The sequence below is a fragment of the Neoroseomonas rubea genome (assembly GCF_016106015.1).
Lineage (GTDB): Bacteria > Pseudomonadota > Alphaproteobacteria > Acetobacterales > Acetobacteraceae > Neoroseomonas > Neoroseomonas rubea.
On record NZ_JACADQ010000453.1, the window covers coordinates 1 to 2,569 of the forward strand.

Here is a 2,569-nt window from a genome sequence, read left to right on the forward strand (position 1 = left end):
GTTCCAAGCGTGACCAGAGTTCAGACGTGCGCTCTTCCGACCTAACTGAGGCGCCTGCGGCGGGCGCCGCGCCCGGGCACCGCGGCGCGAAAACCGACGCCATCCGCGGCGCCCGCGAAGGTGCCGCCGCCGCCCGTTCACACCCTGGCAACGAAGCGCGGAAAACCTTCGCTTCGTGACGCCGACGGGCTTGATCAGGCAGGGCTTTTCGGGATTGATGCGGCCATGTTCGCGCCGGGCTTCCGGGCCCTGGCGCGCGCCCCCAAGGTCCAGGAATTCCGATGGCCAGCACCAGCCACGCGCCCGCCGCTACCGCAGACGGGCACTCCGCCTCTCCCTACAAGCACCCCTACCACCTGGTCGATCCGTCCCCCTGGCCGCTGACCGGGGCCTTCGGCGGCGGCGCGCTGGTGCTCGGCATCATCCTCTGGGCGCATATGGGCGTGAAGTGGGTGTTCTTCCTGGGCCTGCTCGCGACGCTCGGCACCATGTTCATGTGGTGGCGCGACGTGGTGAAGGAGAGCCAGACGGCCGGCCTGCACACCCCCGTGGTGCGCCTCGGCCTGCGCTACGGCATGACGCTCTTCATCGCGTCGGAGGTGATGTTCTTCGTCGCCTTCTTCTGGGCCTGGTTCCACTTCGCGCTGTATCCGGAACACGTCTCGGGGGCCGCGCGCGCGGTCTGGCCGCCGCAGGGCACGCTGACCTTCGACCCCTGGGGCCTGCCCTTCCTCAACACCATGATCCTGCTGCTGTCGGGCTGCACGGTGACCTGGGCGCATGCCGCGCTGATCCAGAACGACCGCAAGGCGCTGATCCAGGGCCTCTCGCTGACGGTGATCCTCGGCGTGCTCTTCACCGCGCTGCAGGCCTGGGAATACACGCTCGCGCCCTTCGCCTTCTCGGGCGGCGGCATCTATCCCTCGGTCTTCTTCCTGGCCACCGGCTTCCACGGCTTCCACGTGATCGTCGGCACCACCTTCCTCGCGGTCTGCCTGTTCCGCGCCATCAAGGGCCACTTCACGCCGGAGAAGCACTTCGGCTTCGAGGCCGCGGCCTGGTACTGGCACTTCGTCGACGTGGTGTGGCTGTTCCTCTTCGTCTGCATCTACTGGTTCGGCGCGGGCGAGATCGCGCATCATTAGTTTGACCCTCAGACGGCGGGCGGCGGCCATCCGGCCGCCTTGCCTTTGCGCCATGGACTGACGCGCCGGCGGCGGCTGATGGTCCGGGCGCGTTCGCGCCTTGCGCTCGCGGCCCGAGGCTTTGCCTCGGGCCGTTGTTTTTTTGCCCTCAGACGGCGGGCGGCGGCCATCCGGCCGCCTTGCCTTCGCGCCATGGACTGACGCGCCGGCGGCGGCTGATGGTCCGGGCGCGTTCGCGCCTTGCGCTCGCGGCCCGAGGCTTTGCCTCGGGCCGTTGTCTTTTTTGACCCTCAGACGGCGGGCGACGGCCATCCGGCCGCCTTGCCTTCGCGCCGTGGGCTGGCGCGCCGGGCGCGGTTGGTGGTCTTGGCGCGGTCGCGCCTTTTGCCTCCGGCCCGAGGCCATGCCGGCGTCCTGCTCCGCAAGTCCAGCGCCAAGGCCCGGTTTCCGAAGGCCTCTCGGCCTTTGCTCGGGGGCGTTCGAGGGGGGGCGAAGCGCATCTCGTCGCTTGCCCCCGCGCTTCCACCGCGCGAGCCTCGATGCCCGATGCCGAATGAACCCGCCCCCGTCCCGCTCGCCACCGCCGCCCTGCTCGGCCGCTGCCCGCGTTGCGGCCAGGGGGCGCTCTTCCGCGGCTTGCTCGATGTGCGCGACTCCTGCGAGTCCTGCGGCCTCGACCTGCGCGCCCATGACGCGGGGGATGGGCCGGCGGTCGCGGCCATCTTCCTGATCGGCGCGGTCGCGGTCGGCGCGGCGATCTGGGTCGATGTGAAATTCGCCCCGCCGCTCTGGCTGCACGCCGTGCTGTGGCCCGCGCTGGTGCTGCCCTTTTCGGTTCTGACGATGCGCGTGGCCAAGGCCGCGCTCGTCGCGCTGCAATGGCGGCACCGGCGGAACGCGCCCTGACGCGCGCGCGCGCCCTTCCGGTGGGGGCGCCGACGCCTTATCTCCCGCCGCGATGCGCCGCCTGATCCTGCCGCTCGCCGTCACGCTGCCCGCCTTCCTCATCCTCCTCGGCCTCGGCACCTGGCAGGCGGAGCGGCTGGGCTGGAAGCGCGACATCCTCGCCCGCATCGACGCGGCGGAGGCCGCGCCGCCGGTCCCGCTGGCCGACGCGCCCATCCCCTTCACCAAGGTCGAGGCCGCCGGCCGCTTCGACCATGGGCGGGAGGCGCTGGTGGGCCTGGAAGTGCGCGGCAACCATCTCGGCGCGCGGCTGGTCGTGCCCCTGCTGCGCGACGGCGCGGCGCCGCTGCTGGTCGATCGCGGCTGGGTGCCGCTCGACCGCGCCGGGGCGATCGACCGGCCGGACGGCCCGGTGCGCGTCGCCGGCTGGGTGCGGGAGGCCGAGCGCGCCGGCTGGTTCTCCGCCACCGACGACGCGGCCGGGCGCCGCTTCTACAGCTTCGACCCGGCGGCGATCG

Annotated in this window: 3 protein-coding genes; all 3 read left to right on the top strand. The window is 72.0% G+C overall.

What is annotated here, in order from left to right; all coding sequences use genetic code 11:
* The first annotated feature begins 281 nt into the window (after window positions 1–281).
* Window positions 282–1,145: a cytochrome c oxidase subunit 3 gene (locus HW577_RS23520; RefSeq protein ID WP_198378533.1), complete on the top strand. Its 864-nt coding sequence runs from the start codon at window positions 282–284 to the stop codon at window positions 1,143–1,145.
* Window positions 1,146–1,691: 546 nt separating this feature from the next.
* Complete coding sequence (locus HW577_RS23525; RefSeq protein ID WP_198378534.1) at window positions 1,692–2,051, top strand: DUF983 domain-containing protein; 360 nt, start codon at window positions 1,692–1,694, stop codon at window positions 2,049–2,051.
* A gap of 52 nt (window positions 2,052–2,103) precedes the next feature.
* A partial coding sequence (locus HW577_RS23530; protein ID WP_198378535.1) for an SURF1 family protein occupies window positions 2,104–2,569 on the top strand: 466 nt, incomplete at its 3' end.

Coding starts and splice junctions, on each gene's coding strand:
- HW577_RS23520 (WP_198378533.1), top strand. CDS start 282: ATGGCCAGCACCAGCCACGCGCCCGCCGCTACCGCAGACGGGCACTCC.
- HW577_RS23525 (WP_198378534.1), top strand. CDS start 1,692: ATGCCGAATGAACCCGCCCCCGTCCCGCTCGCCACCGCCGCCCTGCTC.